Annotated in this window: 21 protein-coding genes; 7 read left to right on the top strand and 14 right to left on the bottom strand. The window is 62.0% G+C overall.

Annotated features, from left to right (window positions below):
- Positions 1–3 precede the first annotated feature (3 nt).
- The 4 genes from C4J86_RS07240 (at position 4) to C4J86_RS07225 (ending at position 7,035) form a co-directional block, all read left to right on the top strand.
- Positions 4–3,165 carry an efflux RND transporter permease subunit gene (locus C4J86_RS07240; protein WP_124369921.1) on the top strand — a complete coding sequence of 1,054 codons (3,162 nt, stop codon included), beginning with the start codon at positions 4–6 and terminating at the stop codon, positions 3,163–3,165.
- Positions 3,162–4,619, top strand: a complete 1,458-nt coding sequence (gene adeC / locus C4J86_RS07235; protein ID WP_124361680.1) for an AdeC/AdeK/OprM family multidrug efflux complex outer membrane factor — start codon at positions 3,162–3,164, stop codon at positions 4,617–4,619. Before C4J86_RS07240 ends, adeC begins: the two co-directional genes overlap by 4 nt.
- 181 nt (positions 4,620–4,800) lie before the next feature.
- Positions 4,801–6,051, top strand: coding sequence for an OprD family porin (locus C4J86_RS07230; protein WP_124369920.1), 1,251 nt, complete (start codon positions 4,801–4,803; stop codon positions 6,049–6,051).
- Between the two features lie 84 nt (positions 6,052–6,135).
- On the top strand, positions 6,136–7,035 hold the full coding sequence (locus C4J86_RS07225; RefSeq protein ID WP_124369919.1) for a polysaccharide deacetylase family protein: 900 nt from the start codon (positions 6,136–6,138) through the stop codon (positions 7,033–7,035).
- Between the two features lie 139 nt (positions 7,036–7,174).
- On the opposite strand, the gene pcaC is transcribed toward C4J86_RS07225, so the two are convergent.
- The 11 genes from pcaC to pcaR all read right to left on the bottom strand — a co-directional run bounded on the left by pcaC (position 7,175) and on the right by pcaR (position 18,137).
- Positions 7,175–7,570: a 4-carboxymuconolactone decarboxylase gene (gene pcaC / locus C4J86_RS07220; protein WP_124366168.1), complete on the bottom strand. Its 396-nt coding sequence runs from the start codon at positions 7,568–7,570 to the stop codon at positions 7,175–7,177.
- Between the two features lie 10 nt (positions 7,571–7,580).
- On the bottom strand, positions 7,581–8,372 hold the full coding sequence (pcaD, locus tag C4J86_RS07215; protein WP_124369918.1) for a 3-oxoadipate enol-lactonase: 792 nt from the start codon (positions 8,370–8,372) through the stop codon (positions 7,581–7,583).
- Positions 8,373–8,382: 10 nt separating this feature from the next.
- Positions 8,383–9,747, bottom strand: a complete 1,365-nt coding sequence (locus C4J86_RS07210; RefSeq protein ID WP_124369917.1) for a 3-carboxy-cis,cis-muconate cycloisomerase — start codon at positions 9,745–9,747, stop codon at positions 8,383–8,385.
- Positions 9,748–9,757: 10 nt separating this feature from the next.
- Positions 9,758–11,053 (bottom strand): MFS family transporter, encoded by a 1,296-nt coding sequence (locus C4J86_RS07205; protein WP_124369916.1) that lies wholly within the window; start codon positions 11,051–11,053, stop codon positions 9,758–9,760.
- A gap of 186 nt (positions 11,054–11,239) precedes the next feature.
- Positions 11,240–11,806, bottom strand: a complete 567-nt coding sequence (gene pcaG, locus C4J86_RS07200) for a protocatechuate 3,4-dioxygenase subunit alpha (protein ID WP_124369915.1) — start codon at positions 11,804–11,806, stop codon at positions 11,240–11,242.
- Between the two features lies 1 nt (position 11,807).
- Entirely contained in the window at positions 11,808–12,512 is a 705-nt protein-coding gene (pcaH, locus tag C4J86_RS07195; protein ID WP_124369914.1) for a protocatechuate 3,4-dioxygenase subunit beta, read from the bottom strand.
- Positions 12,513–12,529: 17 nt separating this feature from the next.
- Positions 12,530–13,732 (bottom strand): 3-oxoadipyl-CoA thiolase, encoded by a 1,203-nt coding sequence (pcaF, locus tag C4J86_RS07190; RefSeq protein ID WP_177412772.1) that lies wholly within the window; start codon positions 13,730–13,732, stop codon positions 12,530–12,532.
- On the bottom strand, positions 13,729–14,511 hold the full coding sequence (locus tag C4J86_RS07185; protein ID WP_177412742.1) for a CoA-transferase subunit beta: 783 nt from the start codon (positions 14,509–14,511) through the stop codon (positions 13,729–13,731). The genes pcaF and C4J86_RS07185 overlap by 4 nt, the downstream gene beginning before the upstream one ends.
- A complete protein-coding gene (locus C4J86_RS07180; protein WP_124366160.1) occupies positions 14,508–15,365 on the bottom strand; it encodes a CoA transferase subunit A in 858 nt (285 codons plus the stop codon). Before C4J86_RS07180 ends, C4J86_RS07185 begins: the two co-directional genes overlap by 4 nt.
- Before the next feature lie 446 nt (positions 15,366–15,811).
- Entirely contained in the window at positions 15,812–17,152 is a 1,341-nt protein-coding gene (locus C4J86_RS07170; RefSeq protein WP_124366158.1) for an MFS transporter, read from the bottom strand.
- 142 nt (positions 17,153–17,294) lie between these two features.
- Positions 17,295–18,137: a pca regulon transcriptional regulator PcaR gene (gene pcaR / locus C4J86_RS07165; protein WP_124361666.1), complete on the bottom strand. Its 843-nt coding sequence runs from the start codon at positions 18,135–18,137 to the stop codon at positions 17,295–17,297.
- Positions 18,138–18,650: 513 nt separating this feature from the next.
- Here pcaR and C4J86_RS07160 point away from each other — a divergent pair.
- The gene (locus C4J86_RS07160; RefSeq protein ID WP_003189295.1) at positions 18,651–18,851 is read left to right on the top strand and encodes a hypothetical protein; all 201 of its coding nucleotides are present in this window, start codon (positions 18,651–18,653) and stop codon (positions 18,849–18,851) included.
- A gap of 334 nt (positions 18,852–19,185) precedes the next feature.
- On the top strand, positions 19,186–20,661 hold the full coding sequence (locus C4J86_RS07155; protein WP_124361665.1) for an inorganic phosphate transporter: 1,476 nt from the start codon (positions 19,186–19,188) through the stop codon (positions 20,659–20,661).
- A 247-nt stretch (positions 20,662–20,908) separates the two neighbouring features.
- Here the strand turns inward: C4J86_RS07155 and ccoM are convergent, their stop codons facing one another.
- From ccoM to C4J86_RS07145, 3 genes are all read right to left on the bottom strand, one after another.
- A complete protein-coding gene (gene ccoM, locus C4J86_RS27230) occupies positions 20,909–21,025 on the bottom strand; it encodes a cytochrome c oxidase subunit CcoM (protein ID WP_034096309.1) in 117 nt (38 codons plus the stop codon).
- Positions 21,026–21,168: 143 nt separating this feature from the next.
- Entirely contained in the window at positions 21,169–21,330 is a 162-nt protein-coding gene (locus tag C4J86_RS26805) for a hypothetical protein (RefSeq protein WP_090408332.1), read from the bottom strand.
- 73 nt (positions 21,331–21,403) lie between these two features.
- Positions 21,404–21,745, bottom strand: a complete 342-nt coding sequence (locus C4J86_RS07145) for an aspartate-semialdehyde dehydrogenase (protein WP_124361664.1) — start codon at positions 21,743–21,745, stop codon at positions 21,404–21,406.
- Positions 21,746–21,994: 249 nt separating this feature from the next.
- Here C4J86_RS07145 and rapA point away from each other — a divergent pair, with 249 nt between their 5' ends.
- Positions 21,995–24,841: an RNA polymerase-associated protein RapA gene (rapA, locus tag C4J86_RS07140; protein ID WP_124361663.1), complete on the top strand. Its 2,847-nt coding sequence runs from the start codon at positions 21,995–21,997 to the stop codon at positions 24,839–24,841.
- Positions 24,842–24,898: the final 57 nt, after the last annotated feature.

Raw genomic sequence — 24,898 nt, 5'->3', positions numbered from 1 at the left:
TCCATGTCGAAATTTTTTATCGACCGTCCCATTTTTGCCTGGGTAATTGCCCTGGTGATCATGCTGGTCGGGGCACTGTCGATCCTGAAGTTGCCCATCAACCAATACCCGGCCATTGCGCCAACCGCTATTGATATCCAGGTGACCTACCCAGGCGCGTCCGCACAAACCGTGCAGGACACCGTGGTGCAGGTCATCGAGCAACAGCTCAACGGTATCGACAACCTGCGCTATGTGGCCTCGGACAGTAACTCCGACGGCAGCATGACCATCACCGCGACGTTCAACCAGGGTACCAACCCGGACATCGCCCAGGTGCAGGTGCAGAACAAGCTGAACCTGGCGACCCCACTGCTGCCGCAAGAAGTGCAGCAGCAGGGTATCCGCGTGACCAAGTCGGTGAAGAACTTCCTGATGGTGATCGGTCTGGTGTCGGAAGACGGCAGCATGACCAAGGACGACCTCTCCAACTACATCGTGTCCAACATCCAGGACCCGATCTCCCGTACTTCGGGTGTGGGTGACTTCCAGGTGTTCGGTTCGCAGTACGCCATGCGTATCTGGCTCGACCCGGCCAAGCTGAACAACTTCCAGCTGACCCCGGTAGATGTCAGCAACGCCATCAAGGCCCAGAACGTGCAGGTGGCCACCGGCCAACTGGGCGGCCTGCCTGCCCTGCCCGGCACCCAGCTGAACGCCACCATCATCGGCAAGACCCGTCTGCAAAGCGCTGAAGAGTTCGCCAAGATCCTGATGAAGGTGAATGCCGACGGTTCCCAAGTGCGCCTGGGCGACGTTGCGCGTATCGAACTGGGCGGCCAGAACTACAGCATCAGTGCACAGTTCAACGGCAAGCCGGCCTCCGGTATGGCGATCAAGCTGGCAGCCGGTGCGAACGCCCTGGACACCGGTAAAGCGATCCGCGCTACCGTGGCGTCCCTGGAACCGTTCTTCCCGCCTGGCATGAAAGCCGTGGTGCCGTACGACACGACCCCGGTGGTGACCGAATCGATCTCCGGTGTGGTGCACACCCTGGTCGAAGCGATCGTGCTGGTGTTCCTGGTGATGTTCCTGTTCCTGCAGAACTTCCGCGCCACCATCATCACCACCATGACCGTACCAGTGGTATTGCTGGGTACCTTCGGGATCCTGGCGGCGTTCGGCTTCACCATCAACACCCTGACCATGTTCGGCATGATCCTGGCCATCGGCTTGCTGGTGGACGATGCCATCGTCGTGGTGGAAAACGTCGAACGGGTGATGGCCGAGGAACACCTGTCGCCCAAGGAAGCGACGATCAAGTCCATGGGCCAGATCCAGGGCGCCCTGGTGGGTATTGCCCTGGTACTGTCGGCGGTACTGCTGCCGATGGCCTTCTTCGGCGGTTCCACCGGTGTGATCTACCGCCAGTTCTCCATCACGATCGTGTCGGCGATGGCGTTGTCGGTACTGGTTGCCCTGATCTTCACCCCTGCCCTGTGCGCCACCATGCTCAAGGCGATCGACCCGGAAAAACACGGCCAACCCAAGCGCGGCTTCTTTGGCTGGTTCAACCGCACCTTCGACAGCGGCGTACTCAAGTACGAGCGCGGCGTGGGCGCGATGATCAAGCACAAAATCCCGGCCTTCCTGGTGTACGTGCTGATCCTGGCCGGCATGATCTGGATGTTCACCCGTATTCCGAGCGCGTTCCTGCCTGAAGAAGACCAGGGCGTGATCTTTGCCCAGGTGCAGACACCGGTAGGCTCCTCGGCGGAACGCACGCAAAAAGTCATCGACGACATGCGTTCCTTCCTGCTGCATGACAAGGAAGGCGAGCCAGGCGAAGGCAAGGGCGTGAAATCGGTGTTCACCGTGAACGGCTTCAACTTTGCCGGTCGTGGTCAAAGCTCGGGTCTGGCCTTCGTGATGCTCAAGCCGTGGGACGAGCGTGATGCGTCCACGTCGGTATTCGAGATTGCCAAGCGCGCCCAGGGCTACTTCATGCAGACCTTCAAGGACGCCATGGTTTTTGCCATCGTGCCGCCGTCGGTTCTGGAATTGGGTAACGCCACCGGCTTCGACGTGTTCCTGCAAGACCAGGGTGGTGTCGGCCATGACAAGCTGATGGCAGCCCGTAACCAGTTCCTCGGTGCGGCAGCCCAAAGCAAGATACTGGCGGGCGTGCGGCCCAACGGCGTGAACGATGAGCCGCAGTACGAACTGACCGTCGATGACGAGAAAGCCAGCGCCCAGGGCATCAGCCTCTCGGACATCCAGCAGACCCTGGCCATCGCCTTGGGCGGTAGCTACATCAACGACTTCATCGACCGTGGTCGTGTGAAGAAGGTGTATGTGCAGGGTGACGCGGCCAGCCGTATGTCGCCGGAAGACCTGGACAAATGGTACGTGCGCGCCGACTCCGGGAAAATGGTGCCACTGTCGGCCATTTCGTCGGGCAAGTGGATCTACGGCTCGCCGAAGCTCTCGCGTTATAACGGTGTAGCGGCGATGGAAATCCTCGGCACGCCGGCGCCTGGCTACAGTACCGGTGACGCGATGGCGGAAGTCGAGCGCATTGCCAAGGAACTGCCGGCCGGCATCGGCTATGCGTGGACAGGCCTGTCGTACGAAGAACGTCTGTCCGGCTCCCAGGCGCCTGCGCTGTACGCCCTGTCGCTGCTCGTGGTGTTCCTGTGCCTTGCGGCCTTGTACGAAAGCTGGTCGATTCCGATCGCGGTGATCCTGGTAGTGCCACTGGGTGTGATCGGTGCGCTGATCGCCACCAGCATGCGCGGCTTGTCCAACGACGTGTTCTTCCAGGTGGGCTTGCTGGTGACAGTGGGCCTGGCGGCGAAAAACGCCATCCTGATCGTGGAGTTCGCCAAAGAGCTCCACGAACAGGGCAAGGGCATCGTCGAGGCGGCCATCGAGGCGTCCCGCATGCGTCTGCGCCCGATCATCATGACGTCCATGGCGTTCGTGCTCGGCGTATTGCCGCTGGCGATTTCCACCGGCGCCGGCTCGGGCAGCCAACACGCGATCGGTACCGGCGTTATCGGCGGTATGATCACGGCCACGGTGCTGGCGATCTTCTGGGTGCCATTGTTCTACGCAACCGTGTCCTCCGCTGGCGAGCGTAAAAAGACAGAAACCAAGCAAACTCCTAAAGAGGCTGGCCAATGAGCAAGTCGCTACTTTCCTTAGCCGTCACCGCATTCGTGCTCAGTGGCTGCTCGCTGATCCCTGACTACCAGCGCCCCGAAGCGCCGGTAGCGGCGCAGTTCCCGCAGGGGCCGGCGTATTCGTCGGCCCAGGCGCCGGGCCAGGCTGCCGCCGAGCAAGGCTGGAAGCAGTTTTTCCATGACCCTGCCCTGCAACAGTTGATCCAGACTGCGCTGGTGAACAACCGTGACCTGCGCGTCGCGGCCCTGAACATCGACGCGTATGCGGCGCAGTACCAGATCCAGCGTGCCGACCTGTTCCCGGCCGTCTCGGCCACTGGCAGCGGCAGCCGTTCGCGTACTCCGGCGCGCCTGTCGCAGACCGGCGAATCGACCATCGCCAGCCAGTATTCGGCAGGCCTGGGGATCAGCTCTTATGAGCTGGACCTGTTCGGTCGCGTCCGCAGCCTGAGTGAAGAAGCGCTGCAGAGATACTTCGCCACCGAAGAAGCGCGGCGCAGCACCCAGATCAGCCTGGTGGCCAGTGTGGCGAATGCCTACCTGACCTGGCAGGCCGACAAGGAACTGCTCAAGCTGACCCAGGACACTCTCGGCGCGTTCGAGCAGAGCTTCAAGCTCACCTCGCGCAGCAACGAAGTCGGCGTGGCCTCGGCCCTCGACCTCAGCCAGGCGCGCACCTCGGTGGAAAACGCCCGCGTGCAGCTGGCCCGCTATACGCGCCAGGTGGCTCAGGACGAAAACAGCCTGACCCTGCTGTTGGGCACCGGCCTGCCGGCGAATATCGCCAGCAAGCCACTGTCGGATGACCTGCTCAGCGAAGTACCCGCTGGCCTGCCGTCGGACCTGCTGCAACGGCGTCCCGACATCGTTCAGGCCGAGTACAACCTCAAGGCCGCCAACGCCAACATCGGTGCGGCCCGCGCGGCGTTCTTCCCGAGCATCAGCCTGACCGCCAGCGCCGGTACCGCCAGCCCGAACCTGGGCGGCCTGTTCAAGGGCGGCTCGGGCACCTGGTCCTTCGCGCCGCAGATCAACATCCCGATCTTCAACGCCGGTAGCCTGCGCGCAAGCCTGGACTACTCGAAGATCCAGAAAGAGATCAACGTGGCCAACTACGAGAAGGCCATCCAGACCGGCTTCCAGGAAGTCTCCGACGGCCTCGCCGCGCGTGCGACCTACAAGCAGCAACTGGATGCACAACGTGGCTTCGTCGCCGCCAACCAGGACTACTACCGCCTGGCCGAGCGTCGCTACCGCATCGGTGTGGACAGCAACCTGACCTTCCTCGATGCCCAGCGCCAACTGTTCAGTGCCCAGCAATCGCTGATCACCGACCGCCTGGCGCAGCTGACCAGCGAGGTCAACCTGTACAAGGCCCTCGGCGGTGGCTGGAACGAGCAGACCGCGAAGAACGAGCCTGTGAAAGAAGAAGCTCCGCCGCTGAAGTTGTTCTAATAGCGCCGATGTAAACAAACCGCCTCCCTCACCGGAAGCGGTTTTTTTTACGCCGGCTTTTTATCACCAACTTGCGTTCGATCATCGCCCACAACCCGCTCTCCCCCACTTTCATCGCTCCCGCACCGCCGCGCACCATGGCCGCCACCTGCATAAACCCAATAACAACAGGTCCGAAACCATGAGCACTTTCCACCCGCGCCGGCTGTTGCTGGCAACTGCGGTCGCCAGTCTTGCCCTCCCCGTGGTCGCCGAAGAACACGGCTTTCTCGAAGATGCCAGCGCCAACCTCAACCTGCGCAATTTATTCTTCAATCGCAACTACACCAACCCGACCAAAACCCAGGGCGGCGCGCAGGAGTGGACGCAAAGTTTCATCTTCGACGCCAAGTCCGGGTTCACTCAGGGCACGGTCGGCTTCGGGGTGGACGTGCTGGGCCTGTACTCGCTCAAGCTCGATGGCGGGCGCGGCACCGGCGGCACTCAGTTATTGCCGCTGGACCACGACGGCCGGCCGGCCGATGAGTTCGGTCGCCTGGGCGTGGCGTTCAAGGCGCGTTTTTCCAAGACGGAGGTGAAAGTCGGCGAATGGATGCCGGTGCTGCCGATCCTGCGCGCGGACGATGGCCGCTCACTGCCGCAAACCCTGCGTGGCGGGCAGATCACATCCAAGGAAATCGAGGGCCTGACCCTGTATGGCGGTCAGTTCCGTGCCAACAGCCCGCGCGACGACAGCAGCATGGGCGACATGTCGATGACCGGCAAAACCGCGTTCACCTCCGACCGCTTCAATTTCCAGGGCGCCGAATACGCCTTCAACGACAAACGCACGCAAGTCGGCGTATGGAATGCCCAGCTCAAGGACATTTACCGCCAGCAATTCGTCAATCTGATCCACAGCCAGCCGGTAGGCGACTGGACCCTGGGCGCCAACCTGGGGTTCTTCTACGGCCAGGACGACGGCAGCGCCCGCGCCGGCAGCCTGGACAACAAGACCTGGTCCGGTTTGTTATCCGCCCGCCACGGTGGCAACACTTTCTACGTCGGCCTGCAAAAGCTCACCGGCAACAGCGCCTGGATGCGGGTCAACGGCACCAGCGGCGGAACCCTGGCCAACGACAGCTATAACGCGAGCTACGACAACGCCGAGGAAAAATCCTGGCAGGTGCGCCACGACTATAACTTCGCCGCCCTTGGCGTACCCGGCCTGACCTTGATGAACCGCTATATCAGCGGCAGCAACGTGCACACCGGCACGGTGACCGACGGCAAGGAATGGGGCCGCGAAAGCGAATTGGGCTACACCGTGCAAAGCGGCAGCCTGAAAAACCTCACCCTGCGCTGGCGCAACTCCAGCATGCGTCGCGACTACAGCAACAATGAGTTCGACGAAAACCGGTTGATCGTCAGCTACCCGATAAGTCTGCTGTAAACCGGCGCCGCAGTTACTGTATGGTGCGCGCCTGCCGCTGCTGATCGAACCAGCAGCGGCCTTTTATTCGGGCACGCGCACAGCATGAAAACCTTCGCTACAGCCATCGCAGTGTTGGCCCTGGCCGTGAGCCTGGGGGGCTGTATCGGTGCGCCCATCGCCCTGACACCGCAGACCGAACAGCGCCTGCAAGCGCAGGCGCCGATCCGCTTCCTGCTGACCTTCGATGATGGCCCCAGCGCATCGGGGTACAACAACCCGACCCGTTCGGTGATGGCCGACCTGGCGCACAACCCGGTGCTGCCAGGGATCAAGGCGGTGTTCTTCCTGCAGACCGAAGCGGCACGCTCCGGCGGCAGCGCCCGGGGGCGCAAGACCATGGAGCGCGAGTACGCTGCCGGCCATGTCCTGGCCTTCCATACGGCCACGGCGTTTCACACCAACCACCGCTGGCTGAACGATGCCGAGCTGGAACGCACACTCACCGAAGGCGCCGCGCACATTGGCGCCATCACCGGCACGCCGCCCCTGCTGGTGCGACCACCGTTCTGGAACTACGACCGCCGCACCTTCGCCGCCTACCAGCGCCACGGCATGCAGGTATTACTGACCGACCTGAGTGCCAATGACGGCAAAATCTGGGGCTTCAACGCCAGCCCGCGCCGCCGCGCCAACCTGTACCGGCAGCTGTCGGTGGTGCGTGAACGCATAGCCTTGGGCGAGTTGCCGTCGGTGGACGGCGTAATACCGGTGGTGGTGACCTTCCACGACATCAACCGCTACACCGCGCGGCATATGCAGGAGTACCTGCAGATCCTGATGGACAGTGCCCGCATCAACGGGATGACTACCGCCGCCGAGCCGTTTTACACCGACACCGCTGCGCTGCAACGCGCGGCGCTGGCACGCACGGTCAAGGATGTGAACGAGCCGGTGCATCTGCCGGGGGTGTGGAATTGGGTGTGGGATGCCGATATGCGCTGATGCCTGAAATTTCATGGCCTACAGAGATCTAATGTGGGAGGGGGCTTGCTCCCGATAGCGGTGGGTCAGTCACCAATCAGCTCACTGACACACCGTCATCGGGAGCAAGCCCCCTCCCACATTTGCCTGTATTCCAGAGTCAGGTCTCGCGGGACTCGACACCCAACTCATCCCACACCGACTCGGCCAGATGAAACGTCGCATTCGCCGCCGGTATCCCGCAGTAGATCGCGCTCTGCATCAGCACTTCCTTGATTTCGGCGCGGGTCACGCCGTTGCTCGCGGCGGCACGTAGATGCAGCTTCAACTCTTCTGTGCGGTTCATGCCGATCAGCATGGCAATGGTGATCAGGCTGCGGGTGTGCCGGGGCAAGCCAGGACGGGTCCAGATGTCGCCCCAGGCATGGCGGGTGATCATTTCCTGGAACTCGCTGTTGAATTCGGTCAGCGCGTTGAGGCTGCGTTCGACATGGGCGTCGCCCAGCACGTCGCGGCGCACTTGCAGACCTTCGGCATAACGTTGTTTCTCGTCCACGAAAAGCTCCTCAGCGGCCCAGCAGAAATTCAACGACACGGTCACTGAAGGCAGCGCCGGCCTGGACATTGGACAGGTGCGCCGCATAGAACTCAGCGTATTCGGCGCCCTGCACATGGTTCTGGATAAAGTGGCTGCCGGCCGGAGGTGTTACCGCGTCTTCCGTGCCGGCAATCACCAGGGTCGGTACCTTGATCGACGCCAACTGCTCACGCAAATCCGCATCACGCACCGCCGCGCAGTTGGCGGCATACCCCTCGGGCGAGGTGGCCGCGAGCATGTCGGTGATCTGCTTGGCCTGGTGGGGATGGGCGGCGGCAAAATCGGCGGTGAACCAGCGTGCAATCGAGGCATCGCGCAGCGCGACCATCGCCGCCGCGCCATCGCGCAAGACCATCTCTATACGCGGGTTCCACACCTCTGGCGTGCCGATCTTGGCGGCGGTATTGCAGACCACCAGGCGGTTAAGCCGCTTCCCTGCGTTGATGCCCAGCCACTGGCCGATCAGCCCGCCCATGGACAGCCCGCAAAAATGCGCGCGCTGAATATCCAGCGCATCCAGCAACGCGAGCACATCCTGGCCCAGTTGTTCGATGCTGTAGGGCCCTGGGGTGACCAGGGACTGGCCATGGCCTCGGGTGTCGAAGCGCAGCACACGAAAATGCTCGGTGAACGCCGGAATCTGGATGTCCCACATATGCAGGTCGGTACCCAGGGAATTGGACAGCACCAATACCGGCGCATCGACGGGCCCATCGAGTTGGTAATGCAGTTCGCCCTCGGCGAGTTGTACGAAAGCCACAGCGGTCTCCTTACGCAGTCAATCCAAAGTGTTCGGTCACGGCGCGGCTGACCCAGGTCTGAGCCTGGCCCAAGTAGTGGGCCGGGTCGAGCAAACGGTCCAGTTCGTCCGAAGACAACTCGGCGGTGATCTGCGCCTCGTCCGCCAGCACAGCACGTAAATGGCGCTGCTCGGCGACGGCGCGCTTGCAGCACTGCTCCAGCAGGTGATGCGCGGTTTCACGGCCCAGGCGTTTGGCCAGCACGATGCTGACGGCTTCGGCCAGCACCAGGCCCTGGGTCAGGTCGAGGTTGCGGGCCATGCGCGCGGCATCCACCTCCAGGCCTTCGCTGAGCAGCAGCGCCTGTTGCAGCGCACCCGATACCAATCGGCAGATCTCGGGCAAGGTTTCCCATTCGGCATGCCACAGTCCCAGGCTGCGTTCGTGCTCCTGGGGCATGGCACTGAACATCGTCGCAACCAGACCGGGCACGCGGGTCGCGGCGCTGATCAGCACGGCAGCGCCGACGGGGTTGCGCTTGTGGGGCATGGTTGACGAACCGCCCTTGCCCGGCGCCGAGGGCTCGAACACTTCCGCCGCTTCGGTTTGCATCAACAGGCTGATATCGCGGCCCAGCTTGCCAAGGCTGCCGGCGATCAGGCCCAGCACGCTGGCGAACTCCACCAGGCGATCACGTTGCGTGTGCCAGGGCTGTTCGGGCAAGGCCAGTTGCAGCTCGGCGGCCAAGGCTTGCGCCACCGGCATGGCCTGCTCGCCGAGCGCCGCCAGGGTGCCGGACGCACCGCCAAATTGCAGCACCAGCAAACGCGGTTTCAATTCCACCAGCCGCTGGCGACTGCGCGTTACCGCACCCAGCCAGCCGGCGATTTTCATGCCCAGGGTGACGGGCGTGGCGTGTTGCAGCCAGGTGCGTCCCGCCAAGGGTGTCGACGCATGCCGCTGCGCCTGGGCGGCCAGCACATCGCCCAGGCGCGCCAGGTCCGCTTCGATCAACCCCAGCGCGCGGCGCAACTGCACCACCAGGCCGGTGTCCATCACATCCTGGCTGGTGGCGCCCAGGTGCACATAGCGCTCGGCCCCGGCATCTGCCTCGGCAATCAACTTGCCCAGCGCCTTGACCAATGGAATCGCCGAGTTACCCGCCGTGGCAATCGCCACGCTTAGCGCGTCCACGTCATACAACGAGGCCAGGCAGGCCTGGGCAATCGGTGCCACGGCGGCCTGCGGGATCAGCCCGACCTGGGCCTCGGCCCGGGCCAGCGCGGCCTCGAAATCCAGCATGCCCTGCAGGCGGCCCTGGTCGCAGAACACCTCGGCCATGCTGTCAGCGGTGAAGTAAGCGTCGAACAGTTGGTTGCTCGTGCGCAGTGTCATAACTCATCCCTTACAAATCATGGTGCAAATAAGCGGCCTGTTTGGGCAGACGCAAACTGAACAGGAACGCCACCGCCATCATCGCGGTGACGTACCAGTAGAAGGTGTTTTCCATACCGATGGACTTCAGGCTCAACGCGACCACTTCCGCCGAACCGCCGAATACCGCGTTGGCCACGGCGTATGCCAGGCCCACGCCCAAGGCGCGTACCTGGGGCGGGAACATCTCCGCTTTGACCAGGCCGCTGATCGAGGTGTAGAAGCTGACGATCGCCAGGGCCAGGGTAATCAGGACAAAGGCCAGGAACGGACTGGTGACGGTTTTCAGGGTCAGCAGGATCGGCACCGTGAACAGCGTGCCGAGGCCGGCGAACCAGAGCATGGAATTGCGCCGGCCGATCTTGTCGGCCAGCATGCCGAACAGTGGCTGCATGCACATGTAGAGAAACAGCGCACCGGTCATGATGTAGCTGGACGTCTTGGCGTGCATACCGACGGTGTTCACCAGGTACTTCTGCATGTAGGTGGTGAAGGTATAGAAAATCAACGAGCCGCCGGCGGTGTAGCCCAGCACCGTGATGAGCGCTTTGCCATGGTCACGGAACAGCGCGACGATACTGCCGGCGTCCTTGTCTTCGCGCATTTCCTTGCTGGTGGTTTCCTTGAGGGTGCGACGCAGCAGCAGGGAGATCACCGCCGCAATGGCGCCGATCACGAACGGAATCCGCCAGCCCCAGGCGCGCAATTCTTCTTCGGTGAGGATCTGTTGCAGGATCACCACCACCAGCACCGCCAGCAGTTGCCCGCCGATCAGTGTCACGTACTGGAACGAAGCGAAGAAACCGCGCTGGCCCTTGAGCGCCACTTCGCTCATGTAGGTGGCCGTGGTGCCGTATTCGCCACCCACCGACAAACCCTGGAACAGCCGCGCCACCAACAGCAGCGCCGGGGCCCAGGCGCCGATATCCTTGTAAGTGGGCAGGAAGGCAATGACCAGGGAGCCGGCGCACATCATCAGCACCGAGATCATCATTGAGTTCTTGCGGCCATGCTTGTCGGCCACCCGGCCAAACAGCCAGCCGCCGATGGGGCGCATCAGGAACCCGGCGGCGAATACGCCCGCGGTGTTGAGCAGTTGGACGGTGGGGTCGTCCGAGGGGAAAAACGCCGGGGCAAAGTAGATGGCGCAGAAGGCATAGACGTAGAAGTCGAACCATTCGACCAGGTTGCCGGAGGAAGCACCGACAATCGCAAAAATCCGTTTGCTGCGTTCTTCTCCGGTGTAGTGACTGGTTTTTGTTGTCATGTTTTTTACTCAATGGGAACGGTTATAGCCTAGACATACTTTGCAACAACCATGTTCCGCAAGCAGACTTTTCGGACAGTGTTGCCTGGGAGGGCCCTATCGGGGGCAAGCCCCCTCCCACACTTGATAAGCGGCGCGGTCAAAATGTGGGAGGGGGCTTGCCCCCGATGAGGCCCTCCAGCCAACTCAGTAATCGAAGAACACCGTTTCCTTATCTGTCCCTTGCAAAATCACATTCCACTGATGCACACCCGCCGCATCCGGCTTGGCAATCAAGGTGCCGCGACGCTCAGCCGGCACACACGCCAGCAGCGGGTCATCGCCATTCAACGCTTCACCGTCAAAATAAATCCGCGTCAGCAGGTGCTTCACCAACCCTCGGGCAAACACCAGCACGACCAGATGCGGCGCCTGGGTCGTGCGCCTGAGCCCCGGCACGCTGCCCGGCTTGATCGTGGTAAAGCGAAAGCGCCCTTCGGCATCCACCGGCACGCGGCCAAAGCCTTCAAAGTGGGGGTCCAGCGCTTTGTCCTGCTCGTCTTCCGGGTGGGCGTACTTGCCGGCGGCGTTCGCCTGCCAGACCTCGAGCATGGCGTCGTTGACCACCTCACCGTTGCCGTCCAGCACCTGCCCGCTGATCGCCACGCGCTCGCCGAGGGTGGCGGCGACGGTCAGGTCTTCGCGGTTGAGCCAGGTCAGGCCGATGTGGTAATACGGCCCGACGGTGTGGGACGTGGTTGCGTAAAGGCTCATCTCATTTCTCCATCGGCGTGGCGTCGCGGCCGCGCAGGACGATGTCCCAGCGGTAGCCGAGGGCATAGGAAGGAATGGTTTTTTCCAGGTCGAAACTGGCGATCAAGCGTTGCTTGGCGCGGGTGTCCGGCACGCAGTTGTAGATCGGGTCGTATTCCAGCAGCGGGTCGCCGGGGAAATACATTTGCGTGACCAACCGCGTCAGCACACTCGGGCCGAACAGCGAAAAGTGGATATGCGCCGGACGCCAGGCGTTGTGGTGGTTGCCCCACGGGTAGGCGCCGGGCTTGATGGTCTGGAACTGGTACCAGCCGTCGGCGTCGGTGACGGTGCGCCCGGTGCCGCTGAAATTCGGGTCCAGCGGCGCATCGTGCAGGTCGCGCTTGTGGTTGTAGCGACCGGCGGCGTTGGCTTGCCAGATCTCCACGAGGATGCCCGGCACCGGCAGGCCGTTCTCGTCCAGCACACGCCCGTGAATGATGATGCGCTCGCCCTGGGGCTCGCCTTCATGCTGGGCGGTGAGGTCGTTGTCCTGGGCATCGATACGCTCGGCACCGATGGTCGGGCCGGTGATTTCCGACAACGAATGGGGCAGGAACACCAACGGCTGGGACGGCGAACGCAGGTTCGTCGACTGATAGGCCGGGTGCAGGTAATCAGGTTGAGTGCCCGCTTGCGGGCGCCGGTAACCGGGCTTGTCACTCATGGAGCAATCCTCTCTTGTTAGATGCGTTCAATCGCCAGGGCCAGGCCTTGGCCGACGCCCACACACATAGTCGCCAGGCCTTTGCGGCCGCCGGTTTTTTCCAGCTGATGCAGGGCGGTCAGTACCAACCGCGCACCGCTCATGCCCAGGGGATGGCCCAGGGCGATGGCGCCGCCGTTGGGGTTGACCTGCGGCGCATCATCGGCGAGGCCCAGCTCGCGCAGCACCGCCAGGCCTTGGCTGGCGAACGCTTCGTTGAGCTCGATCACGTCAAAATCGGTGATCGCCAACCCCAGGCGCTCCACCAGCTTGCGCACCGCCGGCACCGGACCGATGCCCATCACACGCGGGGCGACGCCGGCACTGGCCATGCCCAGTACCCGGGCGCGGGCGGTGAGGCCGTGTTTTTTCACCGCCTCGCCAGAGGCCAGGATCAGCGCGGCAGCGCCATCGTTGACACCTGAGGCATTGCCGGCGGTCACGGTTTTGTCGGGACCATTCACCGGTTTGAGTTTGGCCAGCGCTTCCAGGGTGGTGTCCCGCGGATGCTCATCGTGCTCCACCAGGGTTTCGCCTTTTTTATGGGCGACCCGCACCGGTACGATTTCTTCGGCGAAGAAGCCGGCAGCTTGCGCGGCGGCGGTACGCTGCTGGCTGCGCAGGGCGAACGCGTCCTGGTCGGCGCGGGAAATGTGGTAGTCGTCGGCGACGTTATCGGCGGTCTGCGGCATCGCATCCACGCCGTACAGGGCCTTCATCAACGGGTTGATAAAGCGCCAGCCAATGGTGGTGTCTTCCAGTTTCATGCTGCGCGAAAACGCCGCATCGGCCTTGCCCATCACGAACGGCGCGCGGGACATCGACTCGACGCCACCGGCAATCGCCAACTCCATCTCGCCGCTGGCAATCGCGCGAAAGGCCGTGCCGATGGCGTCCATGCCCGAGGCGCACAGGCGGTTGAGGGTCACGCCTGGGGTGCTTTCCGGCAGACCCGCCAACAGCAGCGCCATGCGTGCCACGTTACGGTTGTCTTCGCCGGCCTGGTTGGCGCAGCCGAGGAACACTTCATCAACGGCATTCCAGTCCACCGTCGGGTTGCGCTCCATCAGTGCCTTGATCGGCAAGGCCGCCAGGTCATCGGCACGCACCGTGGACAGGCCACCGCCGAAACGACCGATGGGGGTTCGAATAGCATCACAGATAAAGACATCACGCATCAGGCTTCTCCCGGCGCTTGGCCATGGGCGGCCGCGGTGCGGGCCTCAAGGTCACGCAACGCGCTCAGTTCGACCTCCGTCGGCTCGGCGGTGGTCTCGACCTGCTCGGCAAACCGAATGGCCCAGCCGGTCGCCGCTGTCACCTGCTCACGGGTCACGCCCGGGTGCAACGCGGTGACCACGAACTCATGAGTGCCCTCTTCCGGCTCCATGATGCACAGGTCGGTAATGATGCCGACGGGACCGGCGCCCGGCAGGCCCAGGCGTTTACGCGAATCGCCACCTTCGCCGTGGCCGACCGAGGTGATGAAGTCCAGCTTGTCGACAAACGAGCGGGACGACTGTTTAAGGATGATCAACACGCTCTTGGCAGAACCGGCGATCTCCGGCGCGCCGCCGGCCCCCGGCAAACGCACCTTGGGCTGGTGATAATCGCCGACCACGGTGGTGTTGATGTTGCCGAAACGGTCAACCTGAGCCGCGCCAAGAAAGCCCACGTCGATGCGCCCGCCTTGCAGCCAGTAGCGGAAGATCTCACCGGTAGGCACCACCGTATCGGCGGTTTCCGCCAGCTCACCGTCGCCGATGGACAACGGCAGCACCGATGGCTTGGCGCCAATCGGGCCGGACTCGTAGATCAGCACCACGTCGGGCGACGAAGTCAGGCGCGCCAAGTTGGCCGCCTTGGACGGCAGGCCGATGCCGACGAAGCACACCGAGCCATTCTTGAGGCGGCGCGCGGCGGCGACGGTCATCATTTCATTGGTGGAGTAAGCCATCACTTGGCCTCCTGCGCGGTGGCCAGCTTGGCCTGGAATTCACTGAAGTCGGCGGTGCCGTGAATGTATTCGTCGATCCAGGCGGTAAAGGTCCCACGGTCGCGGGCAATAGGGTCCCACGCCTGGTAGAAACGGTTGTCCCGCTCGTTGTAGCCGTGGGCGTAGGACGGATGCGCGCCACCGGGCACGTGGCACACAGCGGTCAGGGCCCAGGTCGGCAATACACAGCTGTTCATCGGCGCGTTCAGGTCATCGACGATTTCCTCGACGGTGACGATGCAGCGCTTGGCCGCCAGGGCCGCCTCCTTCTGCACGCCGAGAATGCCCCAGAGCAGCACGTTGCCCTTGCGGTCGGCCTTCTGCGCGTGGATCACCGTGACATCCGGGCGCACCGACGGCACAGCCGCCAGCACTTCGCCAGTGAATGGGCAGGTGACGGTCTTGATCAGCGGGTTGACCTTGGGCAAGTCGGAACCGGCGTAGGCACGCAACACCGCAAACGGCAGACCGGAGGCGCCGGCAACGTAGGCATTGGCCAGGTCGGCATGGCTGTGTTCTTCGATCTCCAGTGGCTGCGGCCAGTGTTTTTCCACGGCGTCGCGCAGGCGATGCAGGGAACCCACGCCAGGGTTGCCGCCCCAGGAGAAAATCAACTTGCGCGCACAGCCGGCGCCGATCAACTGGTCGTAGATCAGATCAGGCGTCATACGCACCAGCGTCAGGTCTTTCTTGCCCTGACGAATGATTTCATGACCTGCGGCTGTAGGGATCAGGTGAGTAAAGCCTTCGAGCGCGACGGTATCGCCGTCGCTCACGAAGCGCTTGACCGCATCACGCAGGGTAAGAATTTCAGCCATGGGGTTGGGCTCCCGGTGTTGATCGAAAAAGGCGCTGAGGTGGCGCCGAAGTGCTTGAAGATTAAGCCGGGGAAATGGGTGGAACAATCCGATAATCGACTCAGTGTTCGATTATCGAACGAATTGTTGCGTACTAATCTTCTAAGCCAACGCAATTCAAATGTGGGAGGGGGCTTGCCCCCGATAGCGGTGCATCAGTCAGGAATTAGTCAACTGACCCACCGCTATCGGGAGCAAGCCCTAAATGCCAGTCAGTTAAGGCGACACCGAACCTGTGGCGAGGGAGCTTGCTCCCGCTGGACTGCGCAGCAGTCCCATTGTTTGGGGCCGCTTCGCGTCCCAGCGGGAGCAAGCTCCCTCGCCACAAGTTAGTTCTCGCTCCTGCTACTTCTTAACTGACTGGCATTAGGGCAAGCCCCCTCCCACATTTTTAGCTGTGCCAGAGGTCAGGTCGCGTCGGCATGGCTGACCATGCCTTTGATCACCACGGCAGCGGTGGCCAGCGCTGCCGGAATCACCAGCGCCGTCAGCACCTGCTCGAAATTCCAGCCCAGGCCCAGCAAGGTAGCCCCCATCCACGCTCCCAGAATTGCACCGAAACGGCCAATACCGAGCATCCACGACACGCCGGTGGCGCGGCCCTGAGTGGGGTAGAAACGCGCCGCCAGTGAGGGCATCGCCGATTGCGCACCGTTGACGCACATCCCGGCCATCAGCACCAGGGTGGCCAGTAAGGTGATATTGCCCAGGCTCTGCCCTACCGCGTAGGCAAACACCCCGGCCAGCAGATAGAAGGTGCCGATCACCTTGTGCGGGTTGAACCGATCCATCGCCCAGCCCACGCCCACTGCGCTCAATACGCCGCCAAACTGGAACAACGCGCCGATGAACGCGGCCTGTTCCATGCTGGCGCCACTGTCGCGCATCAGGGTTGGCAGCCAACTGGTGAGCAGATAAACGATCACCAGGCCCATGAAGTAGGTGAGCCACAGCAACAACGTGCCGGCGCTGTAGGTGCCGGAGAAAATCACCGCGAGCACGTTGCGTGTCTTGACGGTCTTCTGCTCCGGCACGCTGAAGGCGCTGGCCTGGGCAACGATAGCGGGCGCAATGGGAGACAGGGTCTTGCGCACCTTGTCGGTGCCACGGTTGCGCACCACCAGGTAACGCGCCGATTCCGGCAACCACACCAACAGCACGGCGGCCAGGATCAACGGCAGGATGCCGCCGATCAGCAACAGGCTGTGCCAGCCGAACGCCGGGATCAACTTGGCCGAGATAAACCCGCCACCGGCCATGCCCAGGTTGAAGCCGCAGAACATGCTGGTCACCAGCAGCGACTTGTGCCGCTCGGGCGTGTATTCAGAAAGCAGCGTAGTGGCGTTGGGCATGCCGGCGCCCAGGCCCAGGCCCGTCAGGAAACGCAACACCAGCAGTTGGTCGACATTGCTGCTGTAGGCCGATGCCAGGCTGAAGGCGCCAAACACCAGCACCGCGCCCACCAGCACGCCTTTACGCCCGAAGCGGTCGGCCAGCGGGCCGGAACCCAGCGCGCCGAACACCATGCCGATCAATGCGGCGCTCATCACCGGGCCGAGGCTGGCGCGGTCGATGCCCCAGTCCTGGGACAGCGCGGGCGCGATAAAACCCATGGCGGCGGTGTCGAGGCCGTCGAGAAAGACAATCAGGAAACACAGGATCACCACACGCCATTGATAACGCGACAACGGCTGGGCGTTGATGAAGGACTGCACGTCCAAGGTGGTACCGACAGAGGGCTGATTCATTATTTTTATTCCACACCGATGGCGGGTCAGCGACCGGGGGTCGCCGTTATTATTGGAGCGCTTGGGAGCGCTGCCGCACATTAATGAGCCAGGGGAAACAGCGTCAATCGATCAAGCCGGGATCTGTGCGGTCACCGAACACTTAGGCAAACAGTTGCGTACTCAGCTCGCGGCTGGCGCTGAGCATGCTCGGCAGGAAGCGCTGCTCCAGCTCGCTGCGGCTGACCCGCCCGGCATGGGTACTCACATTGAGTGCGGCCAACACCTGGCCGGACGCGTCGTACACCGGTACGGCGATGGAGCGCAGGCCCTGCTCCAGTTCCTGATCGACGATGCACCAGCCCTGCTGACGAACCTGTTGCAGGCATTCGAACAAGGCTTCGGGCGTGGTCAAGGTGCGACTGGTCTTGGTTTGCAGGTCGGCGTGATCGAGATAATCCTGCAGCGAGGCATCGTCCAGGGCGGCCAGCAGGATACGGCCCATGGAGGTGCAGTACGCCGGCAAGCGGCCGCCGACGGAAAGGTCCACGGAAATCAGGCGCTGAGTGGTGGCGGAACGGGCGATGTACAGAATGTCGTCGCCTTCAAGGGTCGCCATGTTGCAGGCTTCGTGAAGCTGTTCGCTCATGCGGTCCAGATAAGGCTGGGCCGACACGGCCAAGGGCGTCGATGACAGATACGCATGGCCAAGGGTCAGCACTTTGGGCAGCAACGAGTAGGTACGGCCATCGGTGGTGGCGTAACCGAGTTTGATCAAGGTGTGCAGGCAACGGCGCACGGCGGCGCGGGGGATTTCGGTGCGGTGGCTGATCTGGGCGATGGTCAGGTGACGCTTGCGCTCCTGAAACGCCTGCACCACGGCCAGGCCACGGGCCAGGGAGGTCATGAAGTCCGGATCACCCGTGAAGGCCTGGATGCGCTTGGCGGGTGAGGCCACGATCGGCGGCGCCACGGACGCGAAAGAATTGCGCAATTGATCGTTCATTGCAGGGATCCTTTTTCTTGTTTTCAACCACAGAAGGGCTGGCTGTCATTTCTAGCCGCGCCAGCAGAGATGTACAAGACGGGGCCGGCAACATTGGGCGATTATCGGACGATCATTCGATTATCGCAATTTTCAGCGGCCAAGCCTGTTTCAAAGCCTTGTGGAAGAAAAACCAGATGACCATGGATAGATATGTTCAGCCAACACTTACGTTGTGATGTAACAAAACCCGCATATGAAGTTGATACTTTTAACTTTATGCCGATAGCGTTATTCACATGCATCGCTATAATGCAGCCTGTGCAGAGGTCAGCCCAATTTACCTGTTGGGATCAGAGCTCGCCCGGCGCCGCATACTCGAGCGCAGGGTCGATTAAAGTATCGGATTGAAAAAGCGACCTAGGGTCCCCACTTCAAACTTGCACGGTCAGTCTGTTCAAGTTCGTACACCCCAAGGCCGCCTTTTGGCATGACGTTGCACTTTTATTAAACTCAACTCAATTAGGTACAACTGTGACGAAAGATGAACTGCGCGCGGAACTTGAGCGCCAGGAGCAACGTTACAAGGATGTTTACGGCGGGGAAGTCACCACCTACGCCGCCCAGCCTGAGCCGGAACGTAAGCCATGGCGCAAGCGCGCCAGCCTGCTGGACCAGGCATTCGCCCAGGAAATCCAGAAAATCGAGCAGGAACTCAAGACCGAAGAGCCCTGAGTGCTCCTCGGGTTGAGTCTTCAGGTTTTTGCTGCCTTTGCGGCCCACCACCGGCCGGGGGCAGCACGCATTGGCTGCCGCTGGTCGGCGCTCCACTGCCGCCAACGAAATTTCATACAAATGTTTCACACATGACATTTTCGTGACGAAACCGCGTCTTTCCACGCCCCTGCGTTAAAAATCAAAGACTTGCCAAAGCCCCGAAAACCCTGGGATGCGCCCATTTCAACCAGTTTTTTTCAATGTAGATTGTTACCAATGAGCAGCTAATGCATCGATTACTGAGGTTTTCTGGCATAATCGCGCCCCCTTACGACCGGGTCAGAAAACCTTCATGATCGATTTATTCAGCGGACTGGATGCTTGGGTTCTAGTGAGCCTGTTGCTCGCCCTGGCCTTTGTCCTCGCCTTCGAGTTCATCAATGGCTTTCATGACACCGCTAACGCGGTGGCCACAGTCATCTATACCAAAGCGATGCCGCCACACCTGGCGGTGTTCTTCTCCGGGGTGTTCAATTTCCTCGGCGTGCTGCTCGGTGGTGTGGGTGTCGCCTACGCCATCGTGCATTTGCTGCCGGTGGAGTTGCTGATCAATGTGAACACCGGCCATGGTCTGGCGATGGTCTTCTCGTTGTTGGCGGCGGCAATCACCTGGAACCTGGGCACCTGGTACTTCGGTATCCCGGCCTCCAGCTCCCACACGTTGATCGGCTCGATCCTCGGCGTGGGCCTGGCCAACGCCCTGATCAACGATATTCCCCTGGCTGACGGTGTGAACTGGCAGAAAGCGATCGATATCGGTGCGTCCCTGGTGTTCTCGCCGATGGCCGGTTTCCTGGTCGCAGCCCTGGTGCTGATCGGCCTGAAGTGGTGGCGCCCGCTGTCGAAGATGCACAAGACCCCGGACCAACGCCGCAAGCTTGATGACAAGAAGCACCCGCCGTTCTGGAACCGCTTGGTCCTGGTGATTTCCGCCATGGCCGTGAGCTTCGTGCACGGCTCCAACGATGGGCAGAAAGGTATCGGCCTGATCATGCTGGTGCTGATCGGTATCGTGCCGGCGCAGTTCGTGCTCGACCTGGGCAGCACCACCTACCAGATCGAACGGACCCGCGACGCCACTGTGCATCTGAGCCAGTTCTACCAGCGCAACAACGCCACCCTCGGCGAGTTCCTGGCACTGGGCAAAAGCGTGAAGGACGACCTGCCGGGCAAGTTCCAGTGCAACCCGCAGCAGACCGAGCCGACCATCAACGCGCTCGTTGACACGCTCAAAGGTGTGTCCGACTACCACTCGTTGAATGCCGACCAGCGCATTGAAGTGCGTCGCTACCTGCTCTGCCTGGACGATACCGCGAAGAAAGTCGGCAAGCTGCCTGGCCTGGATGCGCGTGAGAAGTCCGACCTCGACAAGCTGCGCAAAGACCTGACCGCCACGACCGAATACGCGCCGTTCTGGGTGATCCTCGCGGTCGCACTGGCCCTGGGCCTGGGCACCATGGTGGGCTGGAAACGCGTGGTACTGACCATCGGTGAAAAGATCGGCAAGCAAGGCATGACCTATGCCCAGGGCATGTCGGCGCAGATTACCACCGCCACCATGATCGGCTTTGCCAATATCTTCGCCCTGCCGGTGTCCACCACCCACGTGTTGTCTTCTGGCGTGGCCGGTACCATGGTCGCCAACAAAAGCGGCCTGCAAGGCGGCACGGTCAAGACTATCCTGATGGCGTGGGTGCTGACCCTGCCGGCAACCGTAGGCCTCTCGGCCGGGTTGTTCTGGCTGGCGTCCAAGGCGCTGGGCAGCTGATAGCAGCCAGCAATGAACAAGGTGCGATTCGCGAGAATCGCACCTTTTTTATGGCCCTGATGATCGTTCCCACGCTCTGCGTGGGAATACGCCCCGTGACGCTCCGCGTCACCCATGCGCAGGCCTCAACAGCGGACGCGGAGCGTCCGAGGCGGCATTCCCACGCAGAGCGTGGGAACGATCGGCCAAAAAAAAAGGCGACCGAAGTCGCCCAAAATGCCTTGCGTGCCCTGTAACCCGGAAAGACTTAGGGTTTTTTACGCTTGTGTGCGTCTTTCCAGATAAAAATTCCAAACCCTACAAAAAACAGCACCATGAGGCTTACGGTCAGCACTCCGGCAAATACCACATTATCGATAAACATGACCGGCCTCCTGCACTTGCCCTGTTGCGATAGGGCTAAGTTAATCGAGAAGGCGGAATGGAAAATTGACGGGGATCAATGTCGCCCTCGACGGGGCGTAAAGAAAGGCACTAACTGACCTGCATCAATGGAGGCCAGTTGATTCAACGTTTTTTCGGCTTGTTCTTCGATTTCTTCTTGGCCTTACCCAGGGGCATGGCCTGTTCAAACGCCTGGCGCACTTCATTCAGGCGTTTGTCATTGAGATCATGCACACGCTTGGCGCGTTCGGCATTCAGGTCGATCAGCTTGTCATCATCACTCATGGCTTGGCTTACGTTATGGCGGGAATGTTCCAATAATGCGGCCTCCTCCGCTCGACGGCAAATCAGCTGGCGATCAAACCTCGATATCCACCCACAGGCCCTGGCGCGGCGCGTCTTCAATCAGCGGCGCCACAGGGACAGTATTGTCGGCGTTGAGCAGATCACCGGGGATCGGCAGGTGCTGCTCGGGGTCCTCGCTGGCTTCACGCTGACGCTTTTGCTGCTCTTGCTGACGGCGCTGTTCTTCGCGCAGCAGAAAGGTCGATTGTTCGGCATCGCCTTTTTTCAGGTCGATGGTGCTCTCGTTGGAGCCTTGTTGAACCGGCACCACGGGCGGGATATCCGGCTTCTGGCGTACCGGATCGAGTTGTGACGTGACCGGCACAACGCTGACGGGCAGCATGGGTGGCAACATAATCTTGATTCTCCTGATCAACAGGCTGTCGGCGCGCCCTGGGGCGACTTGAACATTCGCTGGTCAAGCTGTGACCCAGTCGACACTTATGAGTGCCCGCCACCCGTCGATTCGCCCTGCGGGCCTGGGCGCTGACGCAGTAGTTTTTGTCAGAGTACTTTTTGTCAGAGTACTTTTTGTCGGAGTCCTTGGGCGTGAGGCCTTGTTCCGTTAAGATAGTCGGCTTTTTCACGGCGGGAGTCAGGCAGCATGGCGCAGCAGTATCAACCGGGGCAACGCTGGATTAGTGACAGCGAAGCAGAGCTGGGGTTAGGCACCGTTCTGGCACAGGACGGCCGCTTGTTGACCGTGCTCTATCCGGCCACTGGCGACACCCGCCAGTATGCGCTACGGAATGCGCCCCTCACCCGCGTGAGGTTTTCGCCGGGCGACAGCATCACCCATTTCGAAGGCTGGAAGATGACCGTGCAGGAAGTCGACGACGTCGACGGCCTGCTGGTTTACCACGGCCTCAACGGGCAGAACGAACAGGTCACCCTGCCGGAAACCCAACTGTCCAACTTCATCCAGTTCCGCCTCGCCAGCGACCGCCTGTTCGCCGGGCAGATCGACCCGCTGGCCTGGTTCTCGCTGCGCTACCACACCCTGGAACACACCAGTCGCCAATTGCAGTCCGCACTGTGGGGCCTGGGCGGCGTGCGTGCGCAACCTATCGCGCACCAACTGCACATCGCCCGTGAAGTCGCTGACCGTATTGCGCCACGGGTATTGCTGGCCGACGAAGTGGGCCTGGGCAAGACCATCGAAGCCGGCCTGGTGATCCATCGCCAGCTGCTGTCGGGCCGTGCCAGCCGCGTGCTGATCCTGGTCCCGGAAAACCTGCAGCACCAGTGGCTGGTGGAAATGCGCCGGCGCTTCAACCTGCAGGTTGCGCTGTTCGACGAAGAGCGCTTTATCGAAAGCGATGCCACCAACCCGTTCGAAGACACTCAGCTGGCGCTGGTCGCCCTGGAATGGCTGGTGGACGACGAGAAGGCTCAGGACGCGCTGTTCGCGGCCGGTTGGGACCTGCTGGTGGTCGACGAAGCCCACCACCTGGTGTGGCACGAAGAAAAAGCCAGCGCCGAGTACTCGCTGGTCGAGCAACTCGCCGAAGTGATTCCCGGCGTGCTGCTGCTCACCGCTACCCCGGAACAACTGGGCCAGGACAGCCACTTCGCGCGCCTGCGCCTGCTGGACCCGAACCGTTTCCACGACCTGCACGCCTTCCGCGCCGAGAGCGAGAACTACCGCCCGGTGGCCGAAGCCGTGCAGGAGCTGCTGGACAAGGGCCGCTTGTCGCCCGCCGCGCACAAAACCATCCAGGGTTTCCTCGGCAATGAAGGCGAAGCCTTGCTTACCGCCGTCAACGATGGCGACAGCGAGGCCAGCGCGCGCCTGGTGCGTGAACTGCTCGACCGCCACGGCACCGGCCGCGTGCTGTTTCGCAACACCCGCGCCGCCGTACAGGGGTTCCCCGAGCGGAAACTGCACGCCTACCCGCTGCCTAACCCAGATGAATACATGGAGTTGCCCCTGGGCGAACATGCCGAGCTGTATCCGGAAGTCAGCTTCCAGTCGCAGCCGGACATCGAGGAAGACAACCGCTGGTGGCGCTTCGACCCGCGCGTCGAGTGGCTGATCGACCAGCTGAAAATGCTCAAGCGCACCAAGGTCCTGGTGATCTGCGCCCACGCCGAAACCGCCATGGACCTGGAAGACGCGCTGCGCGTACGCTCCGGCATTCCGGCCACGGTGTTCCACGAAGGCATGAACATCCTCGAACGCGACCGCGCCGCAGCGTACTTCGCGGATGAAGAGTTCGGCGCCCAGGTGCTGATCTGTTCGGAAATCGGCAGTGAAGGCCGCAACTTCCAGTTCTCCCACCACCTGGTGCTGTTCGACCTGCCGTCGCACCCCGACCTGCTGGAACAGCGCATCGGCCGTCTGGACCGGATCGGCCAGAAACACGTGATCGAATTGCATGTGCCGTACCTGGAAACCAGCCCGCAAGAGCGCCTGTTCCAGTGGTACCACGAAGCGCTGAACGCATTCCTCAACACCTGCCCGACCGGCAACGCCTTGCAGCATCAGTTCGGCCCGCGCCTGCTGCCGCTGCTGGAAAACGCCGACGATGGCGAATGGCAGGCCCTGATCGACGAAGCCCGTGCCGAGCGCGAGCGTCTGGAGCAGGAACTGCACACCGGTCGTGACCGCTTGCTGGAGCTCAACTCCGGTGGTGCCGGTGAAGGCGATGCGCTGGTCGAAGACATCCTCGAGCAAGACGACCAGTTCGCCCTGCCGATCTATATGGAAACCCTGTTCGACGCTTTCGGCATCGACAGCGAAGACCATTCGGAAAACGCACTGATCCTCAAGCCCAGCGAGAAGATGCTCGACGCCAGCTTCCCCCTGGGCGACGACGAAGGCGTGACCATCACCTACGACCGTAACCAGGCGCTGTCCCGTGAAGACATGCAGTTCATCACCTGGGAACACCCGATGGTGCAAGGCGGCATGGACCTGGTGCTGTCCGGTTCCATGGGCAACACCGCCGTGGCGCTGATCAAGAACAAGGCGCTCAAGCCGGGCACCGTATTGCTCGAACTGCTGTATGTCAGCGAAGTGGTTGCCCCGCGCTCGCTGCAACTGGGTCGCTACCTGCCACCGGCGGCGCTGCGCTGCCTGCTGGATGCCAACGGCAATGACCTGTCCGGCCGCGTGTCGTTCGTGACCTTGAACGAGCAGTTGGAAAGCGTGCCCCGGGCCAGCGCCAACAAATTCGTGCAGGCCCAGCGCGACCAATTGACGCCGCGCATCAATGCCGGCGAAGAGAAAATCGCCCCGCGTCACGCCGAACGTGTGGCCGAGGCCAAGCGTCGCCTGGCGGCAGACACCGACGAAGAGCTGGCGCGCTTGACGGCGCTGCAAGCGGTCAACCCGACCGTACGCGACAGCGAGCTGGTCGCCCTGCGCAACCAGCGCGAGCAAGGCCTGGCCATGCTCGACAAGGCGGCGTTGCGACTGGAAGCGATTCGGGTGTTGGTCGCGGGTTGATCCTGCGCTGAATGAGAGAGGCCCGCGCAATGCGGGCCTTTTTTATTCACTTGAGAA

Source organism: Pseudomonas sp. R2-7-07 (assembly GCF_003852355.1).
GTDB lineage: Bacteria > Pseudomonadota > Gammaproteobacteria > Pseudomonadales > Pseudomonadaceae > Aquipseudomonas.
This window is presented reverse-complemented; position numbering and strand designations above follow the sequence as displayed.

Bases quoted from the DNA above. Each gene is read 5' to 3' on its own strand.
- C4J86_RS07240 (WP_124369921.1), top strand. From the start codon at position 4: ATGTCGAAATTTTTTATCGACCGTCCCATTTTTGCCTGGGTAATTGCC.
- adeC (WP_124361680.1), top strand. From the start codon at position 3,162: ATGAGCAAGTCGCTACTTTCCTTAGCCGTCACCGCATTCGTGCTCAGT.
- C4J86_RS07230 (WP_124369920.1), top strand. From the start codon at position 4,801: ATGAGCACTTTCCACCCGCGCCGGCTGTTGCTGGCAACTGCGGTCGCC.
- C4J86_RS07225 (WP_124369919.1), top strand. From the start codon at position 6,136: ATGAAAACCTTCGCTACAGCCATCGCAGTGTTGGCCCTGGCCGTGAGC.
- C4J86_RS07210 (WP_124369917.1), bottom strand. From the start codon at position 9,747: ATGACACTGCGCACGAGCAACCAACTGTTCGACGCTTACTTCACCGCT.
- C4J86_RS07205 (WP_124369916.1), bottom strand. From the start codon at position 11,053: ATGACAACAAAAACCAGTCACTACACCGGAGAAGAACGCAGCAAACGG.
- pcaG (WP_124369915.1), bottom strand. From the start codon at position 11,806: ATGAGCCTTTACGCAACCACGTCCCACACCGTCGGGCCGTATTACCAC.
- pcaH (WP_124369914.1), bottom strand. From the start codon at position 12,512: ATGAGTGACAAGCCCGGTTACCGGCGCCCGCAAGCGGGCACTCAACCT.
- C4J86_RS07180 (WP_124366160.1), bottom strand. From the start codon at position 15,365: ATGGCTGAAATTCTTACCCTGCGTGATGCGGTCAAGCGCTTCGTGAGC.
- C4J86_RS07170 (WP_124366158.1), bottom strand. From the start codon at position 17,152: ATGAATCAGCCCTCTGTCGGTACCACCTTGGACGTGCAGTCCTTCATC.
- pcaR (WP_124361666.1), bottom strand. From the start codon at position 18,137: ATGAACGATCAATTGCGCAATTCTTTCGCGTCCGTGGCGCCGCCGATC.
- C4J86_RS07155 (WP_124361665.1), top strand. From the start codon at position 19,186: ATGATCGATTTATTCAGCGGACTGGATGCTTGGGTTCTAGTGAGCCTG.
- ccoM (WP_034096309.1), bottom strand. From the start codon at position 21,025: ATGTTTATCGATAATGTGGTATTTGCCGGAGTGCTGACCGTAAGCCTC.
- C4J86_RS26805 (WP_090408332.1), bottom strand. From the start codon at position 21,330: ATGAGTGATGATGACAAGCTGATCGACCTGAATGCCGAACGCGCCAAG.
- C4J86_RS07145 (WP_124361664.1), bottom strand. From the start codon at position 21,745: ATGTTGCCACCCATGCTGCCCGTCAGCGTTGTGCCGGTCACGTCACAA.
- rapA (WP_124361663.1), top strand. From the start codon at position 21,995: ATGGCGCAGCAGTATCAACCGGGGCAACGCTGGATTAGTGACAGCGAA.